We start from the raw sequence: 21,994 nt of genomic DNA on the forward strand, positions 1-21,994 counted from the left end.
CGCCGAGGCAGCGTTTTGAGGTCCGGCAAATGCTTTCAGACGAAAATCGCGATTGCGGCGATAGCCTTCGCAGCGATGCCGGTCGTGGCGGGATGGTCAGGCGTCCGGAGGACTGTGGTCTCGCGCTGGCCTAGTCGACAACGTGACCGATGAAGGGCAGCTCGCGCAGGGCGTGGCCGACATCCATGCCGTAGCCGACGACGAAATAGTCCGGGCAGTCGAAGCCGACATAGTCGCCCTCGATATCGGCCTTGCGATGGCCCTTCTTGTCGAGGAGGACGGCGAGTTCGACCTTGGTCGCGCCGCGGCCGAGAAGCAGCTTGCGGGCAAAGGCGAGCGTGCGTCCCGATTCCAGGATGTCGTCGAGCAGAAGGACCGGCCGGCCCTCAACGTCGGCGTCAATGTCGCGCATGATCTTCACGTCGCCGCCTTGCGTTCCCGCCCCGTAGCTCGACAGTGAGATGAACTCGACCTGCGGCGCGACGCCGGCATGATGCATGGCCCGGACGAGATCCGCCGCGAAGACGAATGCGCCCTTCAGAACCGAGACGACGACGAGGTCTTTATCGGCCGCAGCGGCAATTTCCTCGGCCAACCGCTGGACCTCTGCCGCAATCTGTTCGCTGCTGAACAGAACCTCGATCGATCTTCCACTGACTGTGATCACTGCTCGCCTTTGCCGCTTGTACCGAAGAAGCCCACCCGGACATCTCCCTTCGCATTGTCCGGCACGGCGATCATCGAGACGAAGTCGACGGATTGGCCGGCGCCGAGACGGCCGACACTGGTCTGAAGCGTGCGCGAGCGCAAGCCCGCGCTGCGATCGGCGAAGTCGATCCTCAATGGAGGAACGCTGGCGATGGCGGTTCCGGAATTGGAGATCTTGCCGGCGATCTTCAGGATCCGGCCATTGCCATGGCTGACAAGGCTGGCGCTGACGGTGTCGAGCCTGACGGCGTAGCCGCCGACATTCGACGCCGTCGCGGCGACGGGCGTGTCGGGAAAAGAGACGAGAAAGGCCGGCAGCAGCAGAAGGCCGAAGGCGAAGGCACATGCGACGAGACCGAGACGGCCGGGTGCGATACGGGCTCGTTCCCGGCGATGGCCGGACCGGGGCTTGCGGGTCGTCTCGGCCCCGGCGAGCGCTTCTGCGCCGGCGGCGCCCGTGTCACCGATTGCCGGTGAGGCGGGTTGGCGAGGCTGAATGCTCGTCCACTCCCGGGGCGCATCGGTGCGGCGACGGCCAAAGGCCGGAAGCGGCTGGTTCGCCTGCGCGGAGTTGCCCGTGGAGCCGGAGCGCCGGGATGTGACTTCGGCGACGCCTTCGATGTACCCCACGCCGGAAGTCGCGCCGGTGGCTGCGTCCCTCGCCGTCATCCGGGAAACCGCGGGGTCTTTTTGCTCGCGCATGCCTGCCTCCGATCGCCGATCCAGAAAACCGTAAGGATTTATGGTTAACGAGCGGTGAAATTGCTCGTGTCGGCAAACCACTGCGGCGGGCAATCGTCAAATGGCCATCATGGTGGCGTCAGAGCGTCGTTCTGCCGAGATCAGAAGGAAATGGGGCTTCCGGTTTGATACGATTCGAAAATGTCGGTCTGCGCTACGACATGGGGCCGGAGGTGCTGCGGGATCTGACCTTCGAGATCCGCCGCCAGTCCTTCCAGTTTCTCACCGGACCGTCGGGCGCGGGCAAGACCAGCCTGCTGCGCATGCTGTTTCTGGCGCTGAAGCCGACTCGCGGGCTGATCACCGTTCTCGGCCGTGACGTCGCGACCCTTTCGCGCAAGGACCTGCCCTCGATCCGGCGCCGAATCGGGGTCGTCTTCCAGGATTTTCGGCTCCTCGACCACATGACGACCTACGAGAACGTCGCGCTGCCGCTGAGAGTGCGCGGCAAGGAGGAGAGCGAATACCGCCAGGACGTCGTCGACCTCATCAAGTGGGTGGGGCTTGGCGAGCGCATGAACGCGCTGCCGATCGTTCTTTCGGGCGGCGAGAAGCAGCGCGCGGCGATCGCGCGGGCGCTGATCGACCAGCCCGACATCCTGCTCGCCGACGAGCCGACCGGCAATGTCGACGCGCCGCTGGCGCGGCGGCTGCTGCGGCTCTTTCTCGAACTCAACCGGTCCGGCACGGCCGTCGTCATCGCCACCCACGATCTTGGTCTGATGGATCAGGTGGACGCGCGCCGGCTGGTGCTTTCCGACGGACGACTGGAATTTTATGACTGACGCCGCAGCTTCTTCCGCCGTCCTCGTAGCGCGAGCCAAACGGCTGGCCACGCGGATGCGCGGCGAACGCCAGACCGCGATCGTGCCGGCCGGCAACGTCGCCGGCAGGGCCCTGACGACGGTGATTGCGATCATGACGTTTCTGGCGGCCTTGACCGTCGGCACGGTGAGCCTCGTCTCCGATACCGCGTCGCGCTGGCAGAACGACATTTCCGACGAAGTGACCGTTCAGGTGAAGCCCGCCGAGGGCATCGACATGCCGACGGCGCTCGAAACGGCCCGGCAGATCGCGCTGCAGACACCCGGCGTCACCGGAGCTTCGATCCTCGATCAGGCGGCGACGAGCCGGCTTCTTGAGCCCTGGCTGGGCGACAATATCGATTTCGACGCCCTGCCGGTGCCGCGTCTCGTCATCGTCTCGATCGACACCAACGATCCGCCGAACTTCGCCTTCATGCGCGAGGAGCTGAAGGAGGCGGTGCCCGAGGCCGAGCTCGACGACCATCGGGCCTGGGTGTCGCGGCTCGTCACCATGGCTCGGACGGTCGTGCTGATCGGCGTTTTCGTCCTGTCCCTCGTCATCGTCGCGACGACGATGACCGTCGTCTTCGCCACACGCGGCGCGATGTCCGGCAACCGCCATATCGTCGAGGTGCTGCATTTCGTCGGCGCGCAGTCCGGCTTCATCGCGCGCGAATTCGAGCGCCACTTCCTCCGGCTCGGCCTGATGGGGGCAGTGGCCGGCGGCAGTGTCGCGATCGTTCTCTTCGTCCTCATCGGCTATTTCACCGAGGTCAACCGCCAGACGCCGCAGGCCGACCAGATTAGCGCGCTGTTCGGCTCCTTCACCATCGGCTGGACAGGCTATGCCGGCGTGATAATCCTCATTGCAACGGTTGCGACCCTGACGGCGTTGACGTCGCGACTGACCGTGACCCGGCATCTGGCGGAGATCGACATGATCTCGCCGGTGGAAAATTAAGCAACGGTTCATTCGATTGGCCGAGGCTGGAAGCGGCGTCGGCCAGCGCCGATGGCAAGGGAAGAACGAGACCTGCAAGGCGCAGATGGCCGATGGGATGGAAATCCGCTCAGCTTGGTGCCATTTTCAGATGCTAATCGACGAAACCATGAGCCCTTGTTCGCAAGCCTCGTTCCCCGTCGATTTGGAGATCCAATGACGGTTGCTGTCGACCCATCGCTTGATCCTGTGCGCCGTGATCGCAAGGCGAGCGGCAAAGGCGCGCGGCGAGCGATCCCGAAGGCCCGCAAACGGCTCGTCGCACTGCTCCTTCTCGCCGCCGTCTCCGGCTATCTCCTGGGAGGCTTCTGGCGGTTTACCGAGGAGGTTGATCGGCTCTCGATCGCGTCGTCCAGCCCGAACGCGGATGCGATCGTGGTTCTCACCGGCGGTGCGATGCGGATCGACTACGCGCTCGACCTGCTCCGCAGCGGTCACGGCAAGCGGCTTCTGATCAGCGGCGTTCACCCGGGCACCAGCGTAGCGACGCTGGCCCGCCTGACGAAGACCGACGAATCCTGGTTCGATTGCTGTGTCGACATCGACTACGTCGCCGCCGACACGATCGGCAATGCGGAGATCGCCGGGCGCTGGGCCGAAAGACGCGGCTATCGTGACCTCATTCTGGTGACGAGCGACTATCATATGCCGCGCTCGCTGCTCGAATTCGACCGGGTCGAGGGCATTCGATCCGTCGTTCCCGTGGCGGTCCGCAGGGCCGATCTGTGGAGCCGCGACACGCTGCCGACCGGCTCCGGCCTCAAGCTGCTTCTGACGGAATACGGCAAGTTCATCGCGACCCGTGTCCGCGGAGCACTTGGCCTCGGTCCCGAGGAGCAGGAACAGGCCATCGCTTATCTCGCAAGCCTGCAGAAGCTCTGACGAGCGGGCAGGGCGCTTCCCACATTCCAGGCAGAGACTTTGCGTCGCGCCCATCGCCGATTATGAACGGATCGACGCGCGCCTTCCGGCGCGCGCGACCGATGGGAACTGGTTCGGCCATGACGCTTTTGCGTTCGATCGCATTCAATGTGCTCTTCTACGGCAATCTCACTTTGCAGCTGATTTTCTGGTCGCCGTTCTTCTTCTTCTGCAGCGAGGCGACGGGATGGCGGATCGTCCGCAACTGGGCGCGGTCGAGCCTCTGGCTGCTCGAACATGTCGCCGGCGCACGGTCCGTCCTGTTGGGCCGTGAACATCTTCCCCAAGGTTCCGCGATCGTCGCCGCCAAGCACCAGTCGGTCTGGGAGATCCTGGCGCTCCTTGTCGCCGTCGATCGGCCGACCTTCATCTTGAAGAAGGAGCTGTTGAGCATTCCCCTGTTCGGCGCCTTCGCGCGCCACATGGGCATGATCCCCGTCGATAGGGCGAAGGGGCGCGGCACGATCCCGCAAATGATGGAAGCGGCAAAGGGCGCGATCGCCAATGGCCGGCGAATCATCATCTTTCCCGAAGGCACCCGCACCGCGCCGGGCGATGCCGTCGAGTATCGCCAGGGCGTCTTCAGGCTGTATGAGGCGCTCGATCTGCCGGTCGTTCCGGTGGCGCTCAATTCCGGTCTCTACTGGGGCCGCAACAGCTTCATGAAGCGGTCCGGAACGATCCGGGGCGACTTCCTCGACCCCATCGGGCCGGGGCTCGACCGCCGCCGCTTTCTCGATACGCTTCGAACGGCCATCGAGACGCGCTCGCGCGAACTGATGGCGGAAGCCGGCTGGATCGACCCGGGGCCTTCCCGGTCCGGCGCGCCGGACAGCCATCCCGCCGACACGACAAACGGGCCTGATCAAAGCCGCGAAACGACATCCTGAAGCCAGCGGTCTTTCAGGCCGAGCGCTTCTATGTGTTCAAAGGCGCTCGTGACATACTCGACATTCGGCCCGGACTGGCCGTGGCTGCGCGCGACGATCGCCGCCGCGTGCGCGGCGTCGACCTTTCCGGCATATTGGGTGTGGCCGCGATCGACGACATATGTGACGGCTGCAAGCCGCCGGCCGTCGGCGGTGCGTATCGGCAGGCTGGCCTCGCGGTAGACGTTGGTGACGAGTTCGCGCGCTCTCAGATAATCCAGCGTCTCCTGGCGCTTGGATCCTGCGACGCGAAAGGCCATACCGATACAGGAGCCGCCACGGTCGAGACCGAATACGAGGCCCGGGCGCTCCGGTGTGCCGCGATGGACGTGCGAATAGACGCAGAGGGAACGATGGAAGCCGGAAAGCCTTGCTTTTAAACGTTCCTCATAGTCAAAACCGGGACGCCAAATCAGCGACCCGTAACCGAATACCCAAAAATCTTCCATTGACTGCAAATCTTTCCGACCCGTGCATCCAGCACAATCGGCTCCGTCTAAGAGGATAACGGGATGGCCTCGTCAAGCGACAGTCCCTCCAAGGCCGGCCGCGCCCTCTTCTGGGTCGTGGCTGTCGTCGTGCTTTTGGCCGTCGCCCTCAGCGGCGCGTGGTTCTACCTGTCGAGCCGGCTCGATGGCGAGCTGACGCGCGCGATCGAGCAGGTGCGGGCAAGGGGCACCGAGATCGAGTGCCCCAACCGCGAGGTCTTCGGCTTTCCGTTCCGGATCGGTTTTCGGTGCGACGCGATCTCGGTCATCAGGAATGACGGCCGGCTTGGCCGGGCCTCCGCAGGGGCGGTGCGGACCGCCGCCCAGATCTACCGGCCGAACCGTCTCGTGGGAGAGCTCGACGGGCCGCTTCTGATCTCCGGCCCGTCCCTGCCGCCCCTCGACATCCGCTGGTCGCTGGCTCAGGCCTCGGCGACGTTCTGGACCGAAGGGCTCGACCGGTTTTCGGTCGTGACCGACGATCCGAAGATCGCGATGGTTCAGCCGGCCGCCGGCAATGAGGGGCTCGTCGATGCGGATCATTCTGAGCTGCACGCGCGGCGCAGGGACGGCGATCTCGACATTTTCACGCTGATGAAGGGCGGCAAACTCGTCTTTCCCGGCGCGCCGGATCTCCCGCCGCTCGATGCGAGCACAGACCTGACGATCGATGGCGCCGCCGACTGGCTGTCCGGGGCGGCGCGCGGGCTGACGGGGCGGCAGCTCTTTGCCGGCCGCCACGTCTCGCTGCGGTCGCTGCTGGTCGAGATGGCCTCGGCGAATGCCGAACTCAGCGGGGATTTCTCCTTCGACGACGAGGGGAGGGTCTCGGGAAAGTTCAACCTCGCGATCGCCGATCCCAAGGAAATCGCCCGGCTCGTCACCACCGTTGCGCCGAACCTCAAGGACATTGCGAGCGGCATCGCCTCGGCGCTGCCGATGGCCGGACGCCAGGCGGACGGGCGCACGTCGATCGAGCTGCGGGTGAAGAACGGCGTCGTTGCCGTCGGCATCTTCCCGATTGGCAAGTTGCCGTCGCTGCGGTGAGGGCCCCGGCGGCACGCCGTTCACGACTTAGAGCGCCGTGCATCCGAATGGACGCACAAAGGACGCTCTAACCTATTGAATCTACGCATCGTGCTTTCCAAAAAGCGATTCCGATTTTTGGGCCGATGCTGTAGCCCGCTCGTCCGAGGGCTCGCGCCGGAAAGCAGACACGCAAAAGCCGGGACGTCTGCCCCGGCCTCATCGTCTCGATCGCTCACTATCAACCGCGATCAGGCGCTGACGGGGGTCAGAGCCTCCTTCGCAGCGTCCGCCTTGTCGCGAACGGCCTTCTGCACTTTCTCGAAAGCCCGAACCTCGATCTGACGGACGCGCTCGCGCGAAATGTCGAACTCGCCCGACAGGGCCTCGAGGGTCAGCGGATCTTCCGACAGTCGCCGCGCCTCGAAGATCCGGCGCTCGCGGTCGTTGAGGACATCCATCGCCGACTGCAGCATGCCGCGCCGCTGGTCGTACTCGTCCTGACGCACCAGGACGTCCTCCTGAGAGTCCGAATCGTCGACCAGCCAGTCCTGCCATTCGCCGGATTCGCCCTCGGTGGCGCGGATCGGCGCATTGAGGGACGAATCGCCGGAAAGCCGGCGGTTCATCGAAACCACCTCGGCCTCCGAAACGCCGAGCGTCGTCGCGATCTGATTGACTTGGTCAGGCTTGAGGTCGCCCTCGTCGAGCGCCTGGATCCTGCTCTTCATCTTGCGCAGGTTGAAGAACAGCCGCTTCTGATTGGCCGTGGTGCCCATCTTCACGAGGCTCCACGAGCGCAGGATATATTCCTGGATCGAGGCCTTGATCCACCACATCGCATAGGTCGCCAGCCGGAAGCCACGCTCGGGATCGAAGCGCTTGACGGCTTGCATCAGCCCGACATTGCCCTCCGAGATCACTTCACCGATCGGCAGGCCATAGCCGCGATAACCCATTGCGATCTTGGCGACGAGCCTTAGATGGCTGGTCACGAGCCGATGCGCCGCCTGCCGGTCGTCATGCTCGGCATAGCGTTTGGCAAGCATGTATTCTTCCTGCGGCTGCAGCATGGGAAACCGCCGGATCTCCTCCAGATAACGGGTCAGTCCGCCGTCACCCGAAGACAGGGTGGGAAGATTCATCTGGGCCATATGCGCCCTCCATCGCTAGAATTCGGCCGCTTCGTCAAGAACCCGGCCGGCGTGCAGGCCGCTGTCGCCAGCCCGCAATCGCCCATGTGGTGATATGGGGATGCTGACAATCGATTGCATCATTTGCGCGGCAAAGATGACCGACAATTTATCCGCATCGCTGATCGAAGGCGGCCGGCAGAATCCGGCGCGCCACAAGTGTTCGAGATGAACGGGCTATGGCCGATTGTGTTGCATGCTCAGCCGTCGGAGCGGGTGGTCACGTTTTCGGGAACGCCGATCTCGAATGCGTGGCAGAGGGCGGCCATGTCGGCGGGAAGCGGCGAAAGAAACGACAGGCGTCGGGCGTCCTGCGGATGGCGAAAGCCGAGTTCGGCGGCGTGCAATGCCTGCCGTCCGAAGCCCTCAGCCGTCGCCCGCGCGGTGGGGTCGAGCTTGGCGCTCTTGGTGTTCATCCCTGCGCCGTAGAGCGGATCGGCGACGAGCGGATGGCCGATATGGGCCATGTGGACGCGGATCTGGTGGGTGCGCCCGGTCTCGAGCCGGCACCGGATGAGCGAGGCTTTGGCAGCCGCATCGCCGACCTTGAGCGTTTCGTAATGGGTGATCGCATGCCGGGCGTCAGGGCGCCCGGCTGGCACCACGGCGCGCTTGATCCGGTTGGTCGCCGAGCGCCCCAGCGCGGCATCGACGCTCGCCTTGCGCGGCTGCGGCTCGCCCCAGACCACGGCCAGATAGGCCCGCACGAGCCTTCCGTCCTTGCCGTGGGCGGCGAATTGTTCCGACAGGCCGCGATGGGCAAGCTCGGTCTTGGCGACGACGAGGAGGCCGCTGGTGTCCTTGTCGAGACGATGGACGATGCCCGGCCGGCGAACGCCGCCGATGCCGGTGAGGCTCGGGCCGCAATGGGCGACGAGGGCGTTGACCAGCGTCCCGTCCGGATTGCCGGCACCGGGATGGACGACCATGCCGGCAGGCTTGTCGAGGACGAGGATCCAGTCGTCCTCGTAGCAGATGTCGAGGGGGATGGCTTCGGGTCTGGGCTTGGGATCCTCGGGCGCGGGGAGGGTGAACTCGACCGTTTCCCCGGCGACGACCTTCTGCTTGGCGCTTCGCGCCGGCGCACCGCCGAGCCGTGCCTGGCCCGTCTCGATCAGCGTCTTGAGGCGGCTGCGCGACAATTCTCCCTCCAAGGCCTCGGTCAGAAACACGTCGAGGCGCTCGCCGTCTTGAGTGTCGTCGACGAGGAAGCGTCTTGTCTGCATGGTCTAAAGCCTTGTAGGAGCGGCCGGAACGACGAGGCAGCCGCACCAGTGATGCGGTGTGCCGGAAAGAACGTATGGCACCGCGAGGGGACGCATCATGGGTTTCGGCAATCAGGACGCAGTCGAGGACGACAAGCCCCTCGACCCGGCAGCGGAGCGCCTGCGCCGTAAGATGGTGCGCCTTCTGGTCGTCTCGATCGGGATCATGATCATCGGCGTTATGGCGGTGCTCGGCGTCGTTGTCTACAAGACCCTGCCGAAGGCGGGCGGCCTCGGCGAGGAAACGGCGACCGTCGTTCTGGCGCCGGGCGAAGAGATCGTCGATACGAGCCTCGACGGCGATCGCGCCCTCATTCACACCCGGGCGAACGGTGCCGACCACCTCTATGTCGTCGCCATCGCCGACGGCCGGATTCTCAAACGATTGCAGATCGCGCCAGAAGCGGCCGGGCAGTAGGCCCTGCAGCCTTTTCGGTGAGAGCCGGTTCGGGTTTCAAGTACGGACAATTCGGCTCGACAAAGCGAGGATAGTTTCAGGGGAACTCGTGTTCGCCGGAACCGCGCCGGAAGCCATGTAAAGCCGGCTGGAAAGGAGCGGCTGTCGATGGCACGGCACCGGCTCCTCCCGGGCAATGAGAATTTCCACAGCGGACCGTGCCGAAACGGGTTGCCAATCCGGAAACGGCCAGTTATATCCCGCCGCATTGGCACGCGCCCATCGTCTAGCGGTTAGGACGGCGCCCTCTCACGGCGCAAACAGGGGTTCGATTCCCCTTGGGCGTACCAATTACCTCCCCCTTCGACATCCAATGCGAAATCGATCGCCATTTCGTTGCCGTGAGCGTCGGTCTGACGAGATCTTCTCCCAGGACGCTGTAACCGAAGGCTTCGTCGCCAACCGATTGCCTGAGGATAGCTGTCCGTTTCGGCCCGAGGCGGCCGGCCTGGCATAGATGCCGGACGGCGCAGCTATATGTGCTTTAAACAGAAGCTGGGTGGCCGCCAGACGCCTTGGTCGAGATGAGGCTGCGAAAAGGCGGTGGGACGCCGACTATGCTTCCATGGAACGATCAAACGAGGCGGGAGGAGGCCAGCCATGGATTTTTCACTCACCGACGAGCAGCAGCAGATCTTTGCGATGGCGCGGGATTTCGCCACCGAGAAGATGGCGCCCTTCGCTACGACCTGGGAGGCCGAAAAGCGGCTGCCGCGCGAGGTTCTGGAAGAGCTGGCTGCCCTTGGCATGGCCGGGATCTATGTCCGCGACGATCACGGCTCCGGCCTCTCGCGCCTCGACGCTGCGCTGATCTTCGAGGCGCTGTCCTATGGTGATCCGTCGGTCTCGGCGTTTCTGTCGATCCACAACATGGTCGCCTGGATGATCGACGGTTTCGGTTCCCAAGAGCAGCGGGCCGAGTGGCTGCCGAAGCTCTGCTCGATGCAGGCCATTGCCAGCTACTGCCTCACCGAGCCCGGCTCGGGCTCAGATGCGTCCGCGCTGAGAACCACCGCCAGGGCGGATGGCGACGGCTACATCCTCAACGGCACCAAGAGCTTCATCTCGGGCGCGGGGTTCTCCGACCTCTACGTGGTCATGGCCCGCACCGGCGAGGCCGGGCCGAGAGGAATCTCGGCCTTTCTGGTGGAGGCGGGAACGCCGGGCCTTTCCTTCGGGGCTCAGGAGAAGAAGATGGGCTGGATCGCCCAGCCGACGGCCGAAGTCCGGCTCGAGGACTGCCGGATACCGGCGGCCAACCTTCTTGGTGAGGCGGGCCGGGGATTCTCCTACGCCATGATGGGGCTCGACGGGGGGCGGCTGAACATCGCCGCCTGCGCGCTTGGCGCGGCCCAGGCCGCCCTCGACAAATCGGTCGGCTACATGCGCGAGCGGCAGGCTTTCGGAAAGTCCCTGACGCAGTTCCAGGCCCTGCAGTTCCGCCTCGCCGACATGGAGACCGAGCTTTGCGCTGCGCGCATCTTCCTGCGCGAGGCCGCCTGGAAGCTCGACCGCAAGGCCCCCGACGCAACCAAGGCCTGCGCCATGGCCAAGCGGTTCGTCACCGATACGAGCTTCGAGGTCGCCAACATGGCCCTGCAACTGCATGGCGGCTACGGCTATCTTGCCGATTACGGCATCGAGAAGATCGTCCGCGATCTGCGGGTGCACCAGATTCTCGAGGGCACCAACGAGATCATGCGGGTGATCGTCGCCAGGGCGGTGCTTGCGGAGCACTGAGCCGCGACCGGCGCCGCGAATCGGTGGGCAGACCCGCGATTTCGGGCGCGCCTGCCCGAATATGGCGATTTATTTGGCTGCGAGGGTGGATCTGCAATAGTTTTGCCACATCATGGCGTAATTCGTAATGCTCTGGAACGCGGCGGTCTCATGGGGATGGGGTCGCTTGCGACAGCCGGGGTTGGGGGTCACAGGACTTGAAGAGCCGTCATTGGATCGTTCCGTCGCTTGCAGCCGCCCTCGGTGGGATCGGCTACGGGGTCGCGCAGAACATGTCGTCCGCGCAGATGGCCAATACGACGCCGGCTGCGCCCGCCGTTCGGGAATCATTGGCGCAGGCCGAGACGCCCGGGACGTCCGACCGGGTCTCGCTGAGCTATCGCCGCAAGGGCGATGAGAATTTCGCCGAAGTGAAGGTTGCGACGGTCGAGCCGTTCGGCGGTGCTTCGGCGGTCGAACATCATATCGCGGCGAGGATCGCCGCGACGTCGGAGGCACACATCGCCGGGGAGACGGCGCTTGCTTCCAAAGGTTCGGATCATCCGGCACAGAACGGTGCCTCCGCCTTCCTGAGAAAGGTCGCGGCGGCCGGCGATGCCGCCGCCAGTGGCGATCAGACCGATGCTGCGCCGGCGCAAGCTCCCGCCTTCGAGACGACGCGGCTTTCGAGCCGGCTGATCGATAATGACGAACCGGCCTGGCAATCACGCTTCTTTGCCGACAACCCGCTCGTCGGCGGTATTTTCCAGGGTGACGGAAACCGGTCCGATGCCCAGCGTCTGATCGGCGCGGCAAAATCGGCCCGCTACGTTCTGCTCGGCGAGACCCACGACAATCCGGATCACCACCGCCTGCAAAGCGACATCGTTTCCGATCTTGCGGACCAGTCGACCGATCTGGCGCTGGTCTTCGAGATGATCCCCCACCGCCTCGGCGATGCGGTCGCGAGCTTTGGCACGTCGCGGAGCAGTTCGATCGATCTCGATTCGATGGCGGACCGGCTGGAATGGTCGGACCGTGGTTGGCCGGAATTTTCCATGTACCGGCCGCTGTTCGAGACGGCGAAGCGCCAGGGGCTGTCCGTCGAGGCCGGTGATCTCGACCGGGACGTGGTCAGCGCCATCGCCAGGAACGGCGTTTCCGGCCTTTCGGCCGAAGAGCGCGCGCGCCTGTCTCTCGACGGCGCCGCTGATCCAGCCATGATCGCCGATCTCGGCGAAGAAGTCCGCAGCGCCCATTGCGGCCTGATGCCGGAGGCTGCGATCATGCCGATGGTCGATGCGCAGCGCGCCCGAGACGGTTCGCTTGCCGCTGCCATGGTCGATGCTGCCAAGACCGGCGACAAGGCGGTCCTGATCGCCGGGGCAGGCCATGTCCGCGACGATCGCGGCGTCCCGTCGATCATCAAGCGCAACGACCCGGAGGCGCAGACGCTTTCGGTCCGCATGATGGAAGTCGCGGACGAGGATGGCGACCTGGCGGATTACGGCCTGACGGCCGAGGCGCCGGCGCCTTATGATTTCACGATCTTCACCCCTCGGGCCGATGTCGATGACCCGTGCGAGGCGTTGCGCGCCCGGCTGAAGGGCAAGGCGGGCACCGCCTCCGAGTGACGGCGTATCGAAAGCCGATAGCCGCCGCAGTCAGAACCCGTAGAAATCCCGGATCGCTTTCCAGCCTTCCTCGGCTGTCTCCGCGAAGGTGATGAGGTCGAGATCGCTTGGCGCGATCGTGCCTTCCTCGGCCAGCGCCTCGAAGTCGATCACCCGCTTCCAGAATTTTTCCCCGAACAGGACCACCGGGATCTTCTGCATCCGTTTGGTCTGGATGAGGGTCAGCGCCTCGAACAGCTCGTCCATCGTGCCGAAGCCGCCGGGAAAGATCGCCATCGCCTTGGCCCGCAGGAGGAAATGCATCTTGCGGATGGCGAAATAGTGGAAGTTGAAGCACAGCTCCGGTGTCGCGAAATGGTTCGGCTCCTGCTCGTGCGGCAGGGTGATGTTGAGCGAGATGGACGGTGCGCCGACCTCCGACGCGCCCTTGTTGCCGGCCTCCATCACACCGGGGCCGCCGCCGGTGACGATGACGAACTCCTTGCTTCCCGACGAGGTGGCCGAGTGCTTCGAGGCGATCTGCGCAAAGCGGCGCGCCTCGTCGTAGAATTTCGAATTCGCTTCGAGGTTCTTCTTCTGCGTCTCGTTGCGTGCGGCCCAGGCGTCCTTGCCCGGCTCCGGGATTCGCGCGCCGCCGAAGAGCACCACCGTCGACAGGATGCCGGCATCGAGAAAGGCGAGCTCGGGCTTCATCAGTTCCAGCTGCAACCGAACGCCGCGCGTTTCTTCGCGGGTCAGGAATTCCGGATCGTCGAAGGCGAGGCGGTAGGTCGGAGAGCGGGTCTGCGGCGTGCCGCCGGATTTGGCCGCGGCGTCGTTCCGGTCGCGGCGCGAACTTGGAAAGGGATCCCAGCCGTCGTGGTTTCGAGGCGTTTCGTCTGTCATGGCAGGCGCTGCATCTTTCTGCTTCGATTGACCTTGCGAAGTCGGGCAACTAGGGTCCGCGGCGATTTGGACAGGGCCTGCCGCCGTCCATTCCTTGCCTGATATGGAGCCATGCCGATGACCGCGCCCGACCGCGCCGCCCTCGAAGCCACGATCGAACGCGCCTTCGAGGCCCGCGCCGACATCTCATCCTCGACGACCGGGGAGGTGCGCGAGGCCGTCGAGGCGGCGCTGGAGCTGCTCGACAGCGGCGAGGCGCGGGTCGCCAGCCGCGAGGCGGACGGCGCCTGGACGGTGCATCAGTGGCTGAAGAAAGCGGTGCTTTTGTCGTTCCGGCTGAACGACATGACGGTGATCGAGGGCGGCGCCGGCGGCGCCACCTGGTGGGACAAGGTGCCGTCGAAATTTGAGGGCTGGGGCGAAAACCGTTTCCGCGAGGCGGGCTTTCGTGCCGTTCCCGGCTCGATCGTGCGCAAGGGCTCCTTCATCGGCAAGGACGTCGTCCTGATGCCGTCCTTCGTCAATCTCGGCGCCTATGTCGATACCGGCTCGATGGTCGACGGCTGGGCGACGGTCGGCTCCTGCGCCCAGATCGGCAAGAACGTTCACCTCTCCGGCGGCGTCGGCATCGGCGGCGTGCTCGAGCCGCTGCAGGCGGGGCCGACGATCATCGAGGACAACTGCTTCATCGGCGCGCGCTCGGAAGTGGTCGAGGGATGCATCGTGCGCGAGGGCTCCGTCCTCGGCATGGGCGTCTATATCGGCCAGTCGACCAAGATCGTCGATCGCACCACCGGCGAGGTCAGCTATGGCGAAGTGCCGCCCTATTCGGTCGTCGTTGCGGGTGCGATGCCCGGCAAGCCGATGGGTAACGGCGAGCCCGGCCCCAGCCTCTACTGCGCCGTCATCGTCAAGCGCGTGGACGAGAAGACCCGCTCCAAGACATCGATCAACGAGCTGCTGCGCAGCTGATACGCTCGGGCTGGGCCATTTCCCGTGAAGGCCGGCTCGGCTTTCATCGGCGGACAATGCGGCTCGACAAAGTGACGAGGGTTTCGGGCGAGCTCGTGTTCGCCGGAAACGCTCCAGATGGCGGCGCGTTGTTCGTGCTGCTTCGTTCAGCCCGATACATGCATCGCTATCTGAGAATGGCAGACCACGTCTTCGGCCCGACGATGCCGTCCGGGTTGAGGCTTTTGGTGCGCTGAAATGCGCGCACTCCGGCTTCGAGCATATGGTCGAACTCGCCGGTCTCGCTCGAGCCGAGTTTTCTCTGGATGATCTTTACGTCTTCGGTCTTTGCGCCGCGGCGAAGGGTGGGTTTCTTCGACGACGGATCGACGGCCTCGATCATCGTCGCCGTCTGCGCGTCTCCGGCAAGGATGCCGCTGATCGCGCGCCTGAAGGCTTCCATGTCGAAGGCGGGATCGGAGGAGCTGCCAAATGGCTCCGCATATTCCTTGTGTCCGCAGCACATTTCAGCGCCGGCACCGAGCTTCTTCAAAAGGGCCGCAGCACCCCACTGCAACGCTTCCATCTGGGCCGCCGGCCAGGGGTCGGGCGCAAGGCCGCTGTGTTCGGCGCATATCGCAATGAAGCCGGCATTGGCGTTGGTCACGGTCTTCCACGATCCGCGACCCGCATGATTGGCGCGTCCCGCCGCAATGACGTAAAACGTGCCGTCGCGGCCGACGCCAATATTGGCGAGAGGCCCCGAAAAACCGGGGCGCCCCTTGGTCAGAACGTCGAGGGCAGGCATGTTGGCGCCGTCCTTCGAACCGGTGTGATGGCACATCACGCCGAGCGGTCTGCCGATCTGTGCCGTGCCACGATCCTCCCAGCCGTCGACCTCCGCGACTTTCAATCCGTGATCAAGAAGCGTCCCCGCCAACCATGTGAGAGCATACGCCAAGTTTGTCTTCCTTCTCCCATTCTTCGACCGCTTGACCGCAGTCAGGCCGCCTTCACGCCGCCTGTCGAAGCGGGGAGGTTCTCGTCCTTGGTCATGTCAGCCGCCCGCAGCGGGCTCTTGTGGATGCAGCCATCGCCGAGCTCGTCGGAGGCCTGGAAGGCGCTTGCCGAGGCTGCTGCCTGCTGATTGGCCGCCTGTCCTTCGGCCGCAGATCCGAGGGGGTTCATTTCGCCCTGGCCGGCCTTGCCATCGGTTCCGACGGCCATGCCCTCGCTGCCGGCGAGGTTCTCGGCATTCGAAAGATTTCGGGCAAACCGATTGAGCACGTCGCCGACCAGTCTCTCGGAAAAGCCGGCGAGAAATGCGACGACGATTTCAAGATGCGTGATTCGCGACGGTGCAAAGTCGCCGGATGGCCCACCAATCGTCAGATCGATCGGTCGCTCGCCGATGGTCAGCGAGATGAGGCCACTCTTGAAGATCGAAAACAGGATGACGGCAGACGTCGCCCCGATAAATATCCGCAAAATGGCGTCGCAGATATTGTCCCGTCTCTGGATATCGGTCTTGATGCTGCGATCCCGGATACTGATCGCTATCGAGAACATCGCGCCGATGGCACCGAGCGCGATCGCGAGCGTTATGTTGCTGCTTGATACGAAACGCCAGAAACTGGCCTCTGCGAAAAACAGACCGAAGAAATGCGTCAACCAGGAAGCAAATTCGAGAAAATAGATCCAGAAATCCCCCGAAGGTCCGGACGCATTCCCGGTGTCCGAAGGATAGCTGGATCCGATGTATTCAAAAAAATTCGTGCTGAATACAGACGTGAAAAACGTCTTCCATAAGATTTCGATCAATGCCGGGATCAGGAAGACAATGGCGGTCAATCCTGCCGCCTTGAGATGTTGGGTTCGTCCAAGCGACAGACGTTCTTCCAATATGTCGGCCTTGACCTCATTCAAGATGGCAAGTGCGACATCCTGGTAACCCTGGAGACTGATGACGAGCGCATCGGCCGTACGCCGATCGAAAAGCTTTGCGAGAGCCGCGTGTTTCGATCGGGGTTTCTTCGTGCGCCAGCCATCGATCAGGCCGTTGATCTGCCCACGCACGGGGCCGAGCTTTGCCAAGGAGAGGCGTTGCTCTCGGCCGAGAGGGGTGCCGCTGTCGGCCATGACCTCTTCGTCGGCGAATTGAACGAGGACCCGCTCGAGCGTGCGGTAGACGGCATATCGCCCCGTGACTTTCGCATAGACGAAGTCCACGACCTTACCCGTGCAATCCTTCTCACCCACATAGATGTCGGCCACTCGAAACGGTGCCATGAGATCTCTCACTCGCATGAGACGCAACGGAAGGTGAGTATATTGGAAGTTGTGGTTCTTACAATATAAAATTGTTGTTTGGAGCTACACTCCCTGCGCGGTTCGAGTTATGTGGACACGGTTCATCCCGTCGCATGGCGCGCGATCGAGGCCGCACATCCTCGATTGGTTGAGGATGTTTCGCAAACGGCCTAAGAACCGAAAGCCATGCTCCATCTCAGTCTCGCTGCCGCCATCACTGCCGCAACCAGCCTGTTCGGCTTCTTTCAGGTCGTTCCCGATCTGCCGGCGGGTCATGCCGGCCTTTGCCGGACGGAGACGGTCCGGAACGTCGAGTATATCGTCTGCGATGTGCCGCTCGATCGCTATCGGCTATCGCTTCGCGCTGTCGACGAAGCCGGCAAGCCTTATGAGACCTTCGAGGCGGCCAGGGCCTCGATGGGCGGTGCGAATGTGCGGCTGATCATGAATGCCGGCATGTATCACGCGGACAGACGGCCCGTCGGGCTTGCGGTCGAGGACGGCAGGGAGGTTCACGGCGCGGTGCTCGGCACCGGCAGCGGCAACTATTCGCTTCGCCCCAACGGCGTGTTCTTCGTCGAGAACGGGCGGGCGCATGTGATGGAATCGACCCGCTACACGAGCGGCGATCACCGCCCGGACCTCGCCACCCAGTCCGGGCCGATGCTGGTGATCGACGGCAAGCTGCATCCGCGCTTCATCGAGAATTCCGACAGCCGCCATGTGCGCAACGGCGTCTGCGCGCGGGAGGGTGGCCGGCTCGTCACCCTCGTTCTGTCCCGATCGCCAGTGAATTTCTGGGACTTCGGCAGTTTCTTCAAGGATCAGCTCGGCTGCCGTGACGCTTTGTTCTTCGACGGCACGATTTCAAGCCTATATTATCCCGAAGGCGGGATCGACTATCGCCGCGATCGCCTCGGTCCGATGCTGGTCGTCACCGATCGCTGAGGGCATTCGCGCAGTATCGCGGGGGCAGGGAGCCTCAGTCGTTCAATGACGGCCGCAACTGTGGAACCGGCACAAAGCCGCCTGCGTCGGCGGTATCGCGGCTGCCCGTGTCGCCGCCCGTCTCATCGCCGAAGCGCGCGGCGAGGTTTTCGTCCCGTTCTTTCGACGCCTGACGCTCGGCCTCGGTGGCGGGCTCGCTCTTCGTCGAGGCGGCGAGGCGTCCAGCCTTGCGGGAGACGGCATCCGGGTCCCTGTGGCCCGTCGTCACCCGGATGGTCCGGGGCACGGCCTCGACCGGGGCGGAGCGTTGCCTGTCGTCCATGGCCGTGTCCGGCTCTGCCCCCGGCGCGAAGGCCGCAGCCGTAACGACGCCGGGCGTTGCGTGTTGCCGGGACGCGCGGGTGGTGATCGAAGCCGGCACGGCAAGGGCCGGGCCGCGGCGGGAGAGGTCGAGCTCGGCCATATGCGCCTTGACCTTGGAACAGTAGCTGCGGGCCGAGGCGCTCATTCGCGTTGCCCGGTGGCCACCCTTGTATTTCATCGCGGTTCTGCAGACGTCGTGGCCGCTCTTTTCCCAGGCGCCTTTCAGATAGCGCATGCCGTAGGTGAGGTTGGTGTCGGCATCGAGAAGGTCGCTCGCGGAGCCCGAAAAGCCGAGACTGCGCGCGGTGGCCGGTTTGATCTGCGACAGGCCGTAGACGCCGCGGCCGCGCGCCCGGGGATTATACCGGCTTTCGACCCGGACGACCGCGAAGGCGAGGGCGGGCGGAATGCCATTTTCCCTGGCGTGCTGGACGATCATCCGGTCGATGGCCGCGCTGCCGGAGATCGTCCCGCTCTCGGCCGCCTGTGCGGATTCGCGTCTGGCGATCACCCGGTCGGATTTTTTGACGTCGTGGGTCGAGACTTCGGCGGTCTTTGCCGATTCCTCCGGCTGATCCTCCGTCGCGCCGTCTTCCTTGCCGGCGAAGGCGACGCCGAGCGGCGAACCGCCGGGACCATCGGCGATACAGCCCGATACGGCCAATAGCGCGACGACGAGCGCGCAGGAGGCCGACGCCCGCGCCCGGTGCAGATCGATCCAGCGGTCCATCCGTTCAGTCAGCACACTCGTCCCCGCTCGAAATCATCCCCTGACTGCCTCTCCCGGCCGATCGCGGCACTATCGTGGCAAGGCGGCTCCCGGTCGCGACAAACCTTAACAAAAGGTCACTCTGCCAGGCTGGTGTGGCGATGCAGCATCAACTGGGTTATCCCTCGATCATGACGCAAGCATTCCATTCCGCCGCCGAGGCCGAAACCATCGCCGCCGGCATCGACCCCACCGATCCCGTCGCCGTTCTCGCCGGCCTGATCCGATGCCCCTCGGTGACGCCGCGCGAAGGCGGTGCGCTGGGGCTGCTTGAGGCTCTTCTCGCGCGAGAGGGATTCGCCGTCAGCCGCCCGGTCTTCGAAGAGGAGGGCACGGATCCGGTCGAAAATCTCTTTGCCCGGCTCGGCGATGCCGGCCCGCATCTCGTCTTTGCCGGCCACACCGATGTCGTGCCGCCGGGCAGTCTCGACGACTGGAGCGTCGATCCCTTCGCTGGGCAGATCGTCGACGGCGAGATGGTCGGCCGCGGCGCGGCCGACATGAAGGGCGGCATCGCAGCCTTCCTTGCGGCCAGCGCACGCCACGCCCGCAGGAATGGCGCCTCGATGGGGCAGCTGTCCTTTCTCATAACCGGCGATGAAGAGGGGCCGGCGGTCAACGGGACGGTGAAGCTGCTTGAATGGGCGGCCGAGCGGGGCGAGCGGTTCGATGCCTGCCTCGTCGGCGAGCCGACCAATCCGAACGCTCTCGGGGACATGATCAAGATCGGCCGGCGCGGCTCGCTTTCCGGCGAGATCCGGATCACCGGGCGGCAGGGCCACGTCGCCTATCCCCATCTTGCCGACAACCCGGTGCCCGTCGCGGTCGAGATCGCCGGCGAACTTCTGGCGACGCCGCTCGATCAGGGCACCGATGCCTTCCAGCCATCCAATCTGGAAATCACGGCGATCGACACCGGCAATGGCGCCGTCAACGTCATCCCGTCGCGTTGTTCGATCCTCTTCAACGTGCGCTTCAACGATCTCTGGAGCATCGAGGCGCTTCAGGACGAAATCGCGGAACGGGTGGCGCGGGGAGCGGCCGGCGAGCGGCTGCGGCCTGGGCGAGCGTTACCCGACTACGAGATCATCTGGCGCGAGCGGCCGTCCGAGGCCTTTTCCACCGTCTCCGACGCCTTGACCGGCGAGCTCGTCGGGGCAATCCTCGAAACGACCGGACGCCGCCCGGAGCTGTCGACATCAGGCGGAACGTCGGATGCCAGGTTCATCAAGGATTATTGCCCGGTCATCGAATTTGGGCTTGTCGGCAAGACCATGCACATGTCCAATGAGCGTGTCGCCTTGTCCGACCTCGAGGGACTGACGAAAATCTATGAAGCCTTCATCGCCCGCTGGTTCGCCGCCAACGCCTGAGTCCATGCCAAGTTTCGATGACGTCCTCAGGTTCTTTTCCGCTGCCGTGCTGTTGATGGCCGGACGGCCCGACGGGTTGAGGCGCTTCGACCTTTCGGCCGACGGGTTCTGGCAGTCCTTCGCCGCGGTGCTCGTCGCCCTGCCGCCGCTGGCGCTGTCCTGGCTCGCCTATGAAGTCGGTGGCAGCCAGCCTTCGGGAAACGAGGCAAACGGCTTCGTCACCTACGGCGCTCATGCCTTCGCCGACGTTCTCGCCTGGCTCCTGCCGGTCTTCATCCTGATGCTCGCGGCCAGGCGGATCGGCTATTCGAAGAAGATCGTGCCACTCGTCGTCGCCACCAACTGGGGCGGGGCGCTGCTCGCCTGGGCGGTGGTTCCCTATTGGCTGATCGTCGTCCTGTTCGGCGTCAGCGAGGTCACCTCCTTCATCGGCCTCATCGTCACCATCGCGACCGTGACCGCCACCATGCGGCTGATCTATTTCGCTCTGGGAAAGGATTTCGCCGCTGCCGTCGCCATCACAGTGATGATGATCGTCGCATCGCTGATGAGCTACGGCGCGGTGATGGACGTGACCGGCGTTCCGCTGGTGTAGCCGGCGGGCCGGGGAGGCGCTCTATGCAGGCAGGCCGGATCTTACGGCATACGTCTCTTGCGCCCGTCATACCGCCGTTGTCGGCAACGTCCGCTTCGGCGCGTTGCCGTACTCCACCTTCGTCAGATAGAGCCCGTCCGGCGGCGCCACGGGCCCGCAGCGCGTGCGGTCGCGGGACTTCAGCGCGGCGACCACATCGTCTTTCGTCCATCGCTCCTCACCCACCAGCTTCAGCGTTCCCGCAAAGGAGCGGATCTGGTTGTGCAGGAAGGACTGGGCCATCGCGGTGATGTGGATCTCGTCACCCGGCCCCTTGGCGACGGAGAGTTCCTCCAGCGTGCGGATCGGGTTCTTGGCCTGACAGTGGCTGGAGCGGAAGGTGTTGAAGTCGTGGGTTCCGACGAGTGCCTGCGCAGCCTCGTGCATCGCTTCGACGTCGAGCCGCTTCGAGACCCACCAGACCCGCCCGCGATCGATCGCGGGCGGTGCCCGGCGGTTGAAGATCCGGTAGAGATACCAGCGCTTGCGTGCCGAAAAACGGGCGTCGAAATCATCGGCGACACGCTCGGCTGCGAGAATGGAAACGGGCTCGTCGCGGATATGGGCGTTGAGCGCGTCGCGCACCGTGTCGTCGTCCCAGGCGCGGGAAAGATCGACATGGGCGACCTGGCCGGTGGCATGGACGCCGGCATCGGTCCGCCCGGCGCCGAAGATCACCGCCGGCTCGCCGGAAAAGCCGTGGATGCCGGTCTCGATCACTTCCTGCACCGACAGGCCGTTCTTCTGGCGCTGCCAGCCGCAATAGGGCGTGCCGTCATATTCGATGGTGAGCTTGTAGCGCGGCATCAGCTGGCGGGGGACGATTGCGGCCGGGCATCGAGGCGACCGCCCGCGATCCCGCGATGCGAGTGGC

At 64.6% G+C, this 21,994-nt stretch carries 22 protein-coding genes and 1 tRNA gene; 13 read left to right on the plus strand and 10 right to left on the minus strand.

The window, feature by feature from the left end:
- Positions 1-130: 130 nt before the first annotated feature.
- Positions 131-667, minus strand: coding sequence for a hypoxanthine phosphoribosyltransferase (gene hpt, locus J6595_RS06115; protein ID WP_209593569.1), 537 nt, complete (start codon positions 665-667; stop codon positions 131-133).
- On the minus strand, positions 664-1,410 hold the full coding sequence (locus J6595_RS06120) for a hypothetical protein (RefSeq protein ID WP_209593570.1): 747 nt from the start codon (positions 1,408-1,410) through the stop codon (positions 664-666). The genes hpt and J6595_RS06120 overlap by 4 nt, the downstream gene beginning before the upstream one ends.
- 164 nt (positions 1,411-1,574) lie before the next feature.
- Between J6595_RS06120 and ftsE the strand changes: the two genes are divergently transcribed.
- From ftsE to J6595_RS06140, 4 genes are all read left to right on the plus strand, one after another.
- Positions 1,575-2,234 carry a cell division ATP-binding protein FtsE gene (gene ftsE, locus J6595_RS06125; RefSeq protein ID WP_209593571.1) on the plus strand — a complete coding sequence of 220 codons (660 nt, stop codon included), beginning with the start codon at positions 1,575-1,577 and terminating at the stop codon, positions 2,232-2,234.
- Positions 2,227-3,216 (plus strand): cell division protein FtsX, encoded by a 990-nt coding sequence (locus tag J6595_RS06130; RefSeq protein WP_209593572.1) that lies wholly within the window; start codon positions 2,227-2,229, stop codon positions 3,214-3,216. The genes ftsE and J6595_RS06130 overlap by 8 nt, the downstream gene beginning before the upstream one ends.
- Positions 3,217-3,411: 195 nt before the next feature.
- The gene (locus J6595_RS06135) at positions 3,412-4,137 is read left to right on the plus strand and encodes a YdcF family protein (RefSeq protein ID WP_209593573.1); all 726 of its coding nucleotides are present in this window, start codon (positions 3,412-3,414) and stop codon (positions 4,135-4,137) included.
- 119 nt (positions 4,138-4,256) lie between these two features.
- Positions 4,257-5,066, plus strand: a complete 810-nt coding sequence (locus J6595_RS06140) for a lysophospholipid acyltransferase family protein (protein WP_245197656.1) — start codon at positions 4,257-4,259, stop codon at positions 5,064-5,066.
- On the opposite strand, the gene J6595_RS06145 is transcribed toward J6595_RS06140, so the two are convergent.
- Positions 5,042-5,554: a gamma-glutamylcyclotransferase gene (locus J6595_RS06145; protein ID WP_209593575.1), complete on the minus strand. Its 513-nt coding sequence runs from the start codon at positions 5,552-5,554 to the stop codon at positions 5,042-5,044. The two genes, J6595_RS06140 and J6595_RS06145, sit on opposite strands and share 25 nt — an antisense overlap.
- A gap of 63 nt (positions 5,555-5,617) precedes the next feature.
- Between J6595_RS06145 and J6595_RS06150 the strand changes: the two genes are divergently transcribed.
- Entirely contained in the window at positions 5,618-6,640 is a 1,023-nt protein-coding gene (locus tag J6595_RS06150) for a DUF2125 domain-containing protein (protein ID WP_209593576.1), read from the plus strand.
- Between the two features lie 230 nt (positions 6,641-6,870).
- Here J6595_RS06150 and rpoH read toward each other — a convergent pair whose 3' ends face one another.
- Complete coding sequence (gene rpoH, locus J6595_RS06155) at positions 6,871-7,773, minus strand: RNA polymerase sigma factor RpoH (protein WP_209593577.1); 903 nt, start codon at positions 7,771-7,773, stop codon at positions 6,871-6,873.
- A 239-nt stretch (positions 7,774-8,012) separates the two neighbouring features.
- Complete coding sequence (locus tag J6595_RS06160; RefSeq protein WP_209593578.1) at positions 8,013-9,038, minus strand: RluA family pseudouridine synthase; 1,026 nt, start codon at positions 9,036-9,038, stop codon at positions 8,013-8,015.
- 97 nt (positions 9,039-9,135) lie between these two features.
- Between J6595_RS06160 and J6595_RS06165 the strand changes: the two genes are divergently transcribed.
- The 4 genes from J6595_RS06165 (at position 9,136) to J6595_RS06180 (ending at position 12,887) form a co-directional block, all read left to right on the plus strand.
- Entirely contained in the window at positions 9,136-9,495 is a 360-nt protein-coding gene (locus J6595_RS06165; RefSeq protein WP_209593579.1) for a hypothetical protein, read from the plus strand.
- Positions 9,496-9,749: 254 nt separating this feature from the next.
- A tRNA-Glu gene (locus tag J6595_RS06170) sits at positions 9,750-9,824 on the plus strand.
- Positions 9,825-10,134: 310 nt separating this feature from the next.
- Positions 10,135-11,274: an acyl-CoA dehydrogenase family protein gene (locus J6595_RS06175; protein WP_209593580.1), complete on the plus strand. Its 1,140-nt coding sequence runs from the start codon at positions 10,135-10,137 to the stop codon at positions 11,272-11,274.
- 197 nt (positions 11,275-11,471) lie between these two features.
- Entirely contained in the window at positions 11,472-12,887 is a 1,416-nt protein-coding gene (locus J6595_RS06180; protein ID WP_209593581.1) for a ChaN family lipoprotein, read from the plus strand.
- 30 nt (positions 12,888-12,917) lie between these two features.
- On the opposite strand, the gene J6595_RS06185 is transcribed toward J6595_RS06180, so the two are convergent.
- Positions 12,918-13,772, minus strand: a complete 855-nt coding sequence (locus J6595_RS06185) for an LOG family protein (RefSeq protein ID WP_209593582.1) — start codon at positions 13,770-13,772, stop codon at positions 12,918-12,920.
- Between the two features lie 117 nt (positions 13,773-13,889).
- On the opposite strand from J6595_RS06185, the gene dapD reads away from it, so the two are divergent.
- Positions 13,890-14,744 (plus strand): 2,3,4,5-tetrahydropyridine-2,6-dicarboxylate N-succinyltransferase, encoded by an 855-nt coding sequence (gene dapD, locus J6595_RS06190; RefSeq protein ID WP_209593583.1) that lies wholly within the window; start codon positions 13,890-13,892, stop codon positions 14,742-14,744.
- Between the two features lie 166 nt (positions 14,745-14,910).
- Here dapD and J6595_RS06195 read toward each other — a convergent pair whose 3' ends face one another.
- On the minus strand, positions 14,911-15,684 hold the full coding sequence (locus J6595_RS06195) for a peptidoglycan recognition protein family protein (RefSeq protein ID WP_209593584.1): 774 nt from the start codon (positions 15,682-15,684) through the stop codon (positions 14,911-14,913).
- A 41-nt stretch (positions 15,685-15,725) separates the two neighbouring features.
- Positions 15,726-16,997 (minus strand): hypothetical protein, encoded by a 1,272-nt coding sequence (locus J6595_RS06200; protein WP_209593585.1) that lies wholly within the window; start codon positions 16,995-16,997, stop codon positions 15,726-15,728.
- A gap of 222 nt (positions 16,998-17,219) precedes the next feature.
- On the opposite strand from J6595_RS06200, the gene J6595_RS06205 reads away from it, so the two are divergent.
- Positions 17,220-17,981, plus strand: coding sequence for a phosphodiester glycosidase family protein (locus tag J6595_RS06205; RefSeq protein ID WP_209593586.1), 762 nt, complete (start codon positions 17,220-17,222; stop codon positions 17,979-17,981).
- Positions 17,982-18,015: 34 nt separating this feature from the next.
- Here J6595_RS06205 and J6595_RS06210 read toward each other — a convergent pair whose 3' ends face one another.
- Positions 18,016-19,089: a lytic transglycosylase domain-containing protein gene (locus J6595_RS06210; RefSeq protein WP_209593587.1), complete on the minus strand. Its 1,074-nt coding sequence runs from the start codon at positions 19,087-19,089 to the stop codon at positions 18,016-18,018.
- A gap of 206 nt (positions 19,090-19,295) precedes the next feature.
- Here J6595_RS06210 and dapE point away from each other — a divergent pair, with 206 nt between their 5' ends.
- Positions 19,296-20,486: a succinyl-diaminopimelate desuccinylase gene (dapE, locus tag J6595_RS06215; RefSeq protein ID WP_209593829.1), complete on the plus strand. Its 1,191-nt coding sequence runs from the start codon at positions 19,296-19,298 to the stop codon at positions 20,484-20,486.
- 4 nt (positions 20,487-20,490) lie between these two features.
- Positions 20,491-21,081, plus strand: coding sequence for a hypothetical protein (locus J6595_RS06220; protein WP_209593588.1), 591 nt, complete (start codon positions 20,491-20,493; stop codon positions 21,079-21,081).
- A 66-nt stretch (positions 21,082-21,147) separates the two neighbouring features.
- On the opposite strand, the gene truA is transcribed toward J6595_RS06220, so the two are convergent.
- A complete protein-coding gene (truA, locus tag J6595_RS06225; RefSeq protein WP_209593589.1) occupies positions 21,148-21,927 on the minus strand; it encodes a tRNA pseudouridine(38-40) synthase TruA in 780 nt (259 codons plus the stop codon).
- Between the last annotated feature and the right edge of the window lie 67 nt (positions 21,928-21,994).

Source organism: Jiella mangrovi (genome assembly GCF_017815135.1).
Lineage (GTDB): Bacteria > Pseudomonadota > Alphaproteobacteria > Rhizobiales > Rhizobiaceae > Jiella > Jiella mangrovi.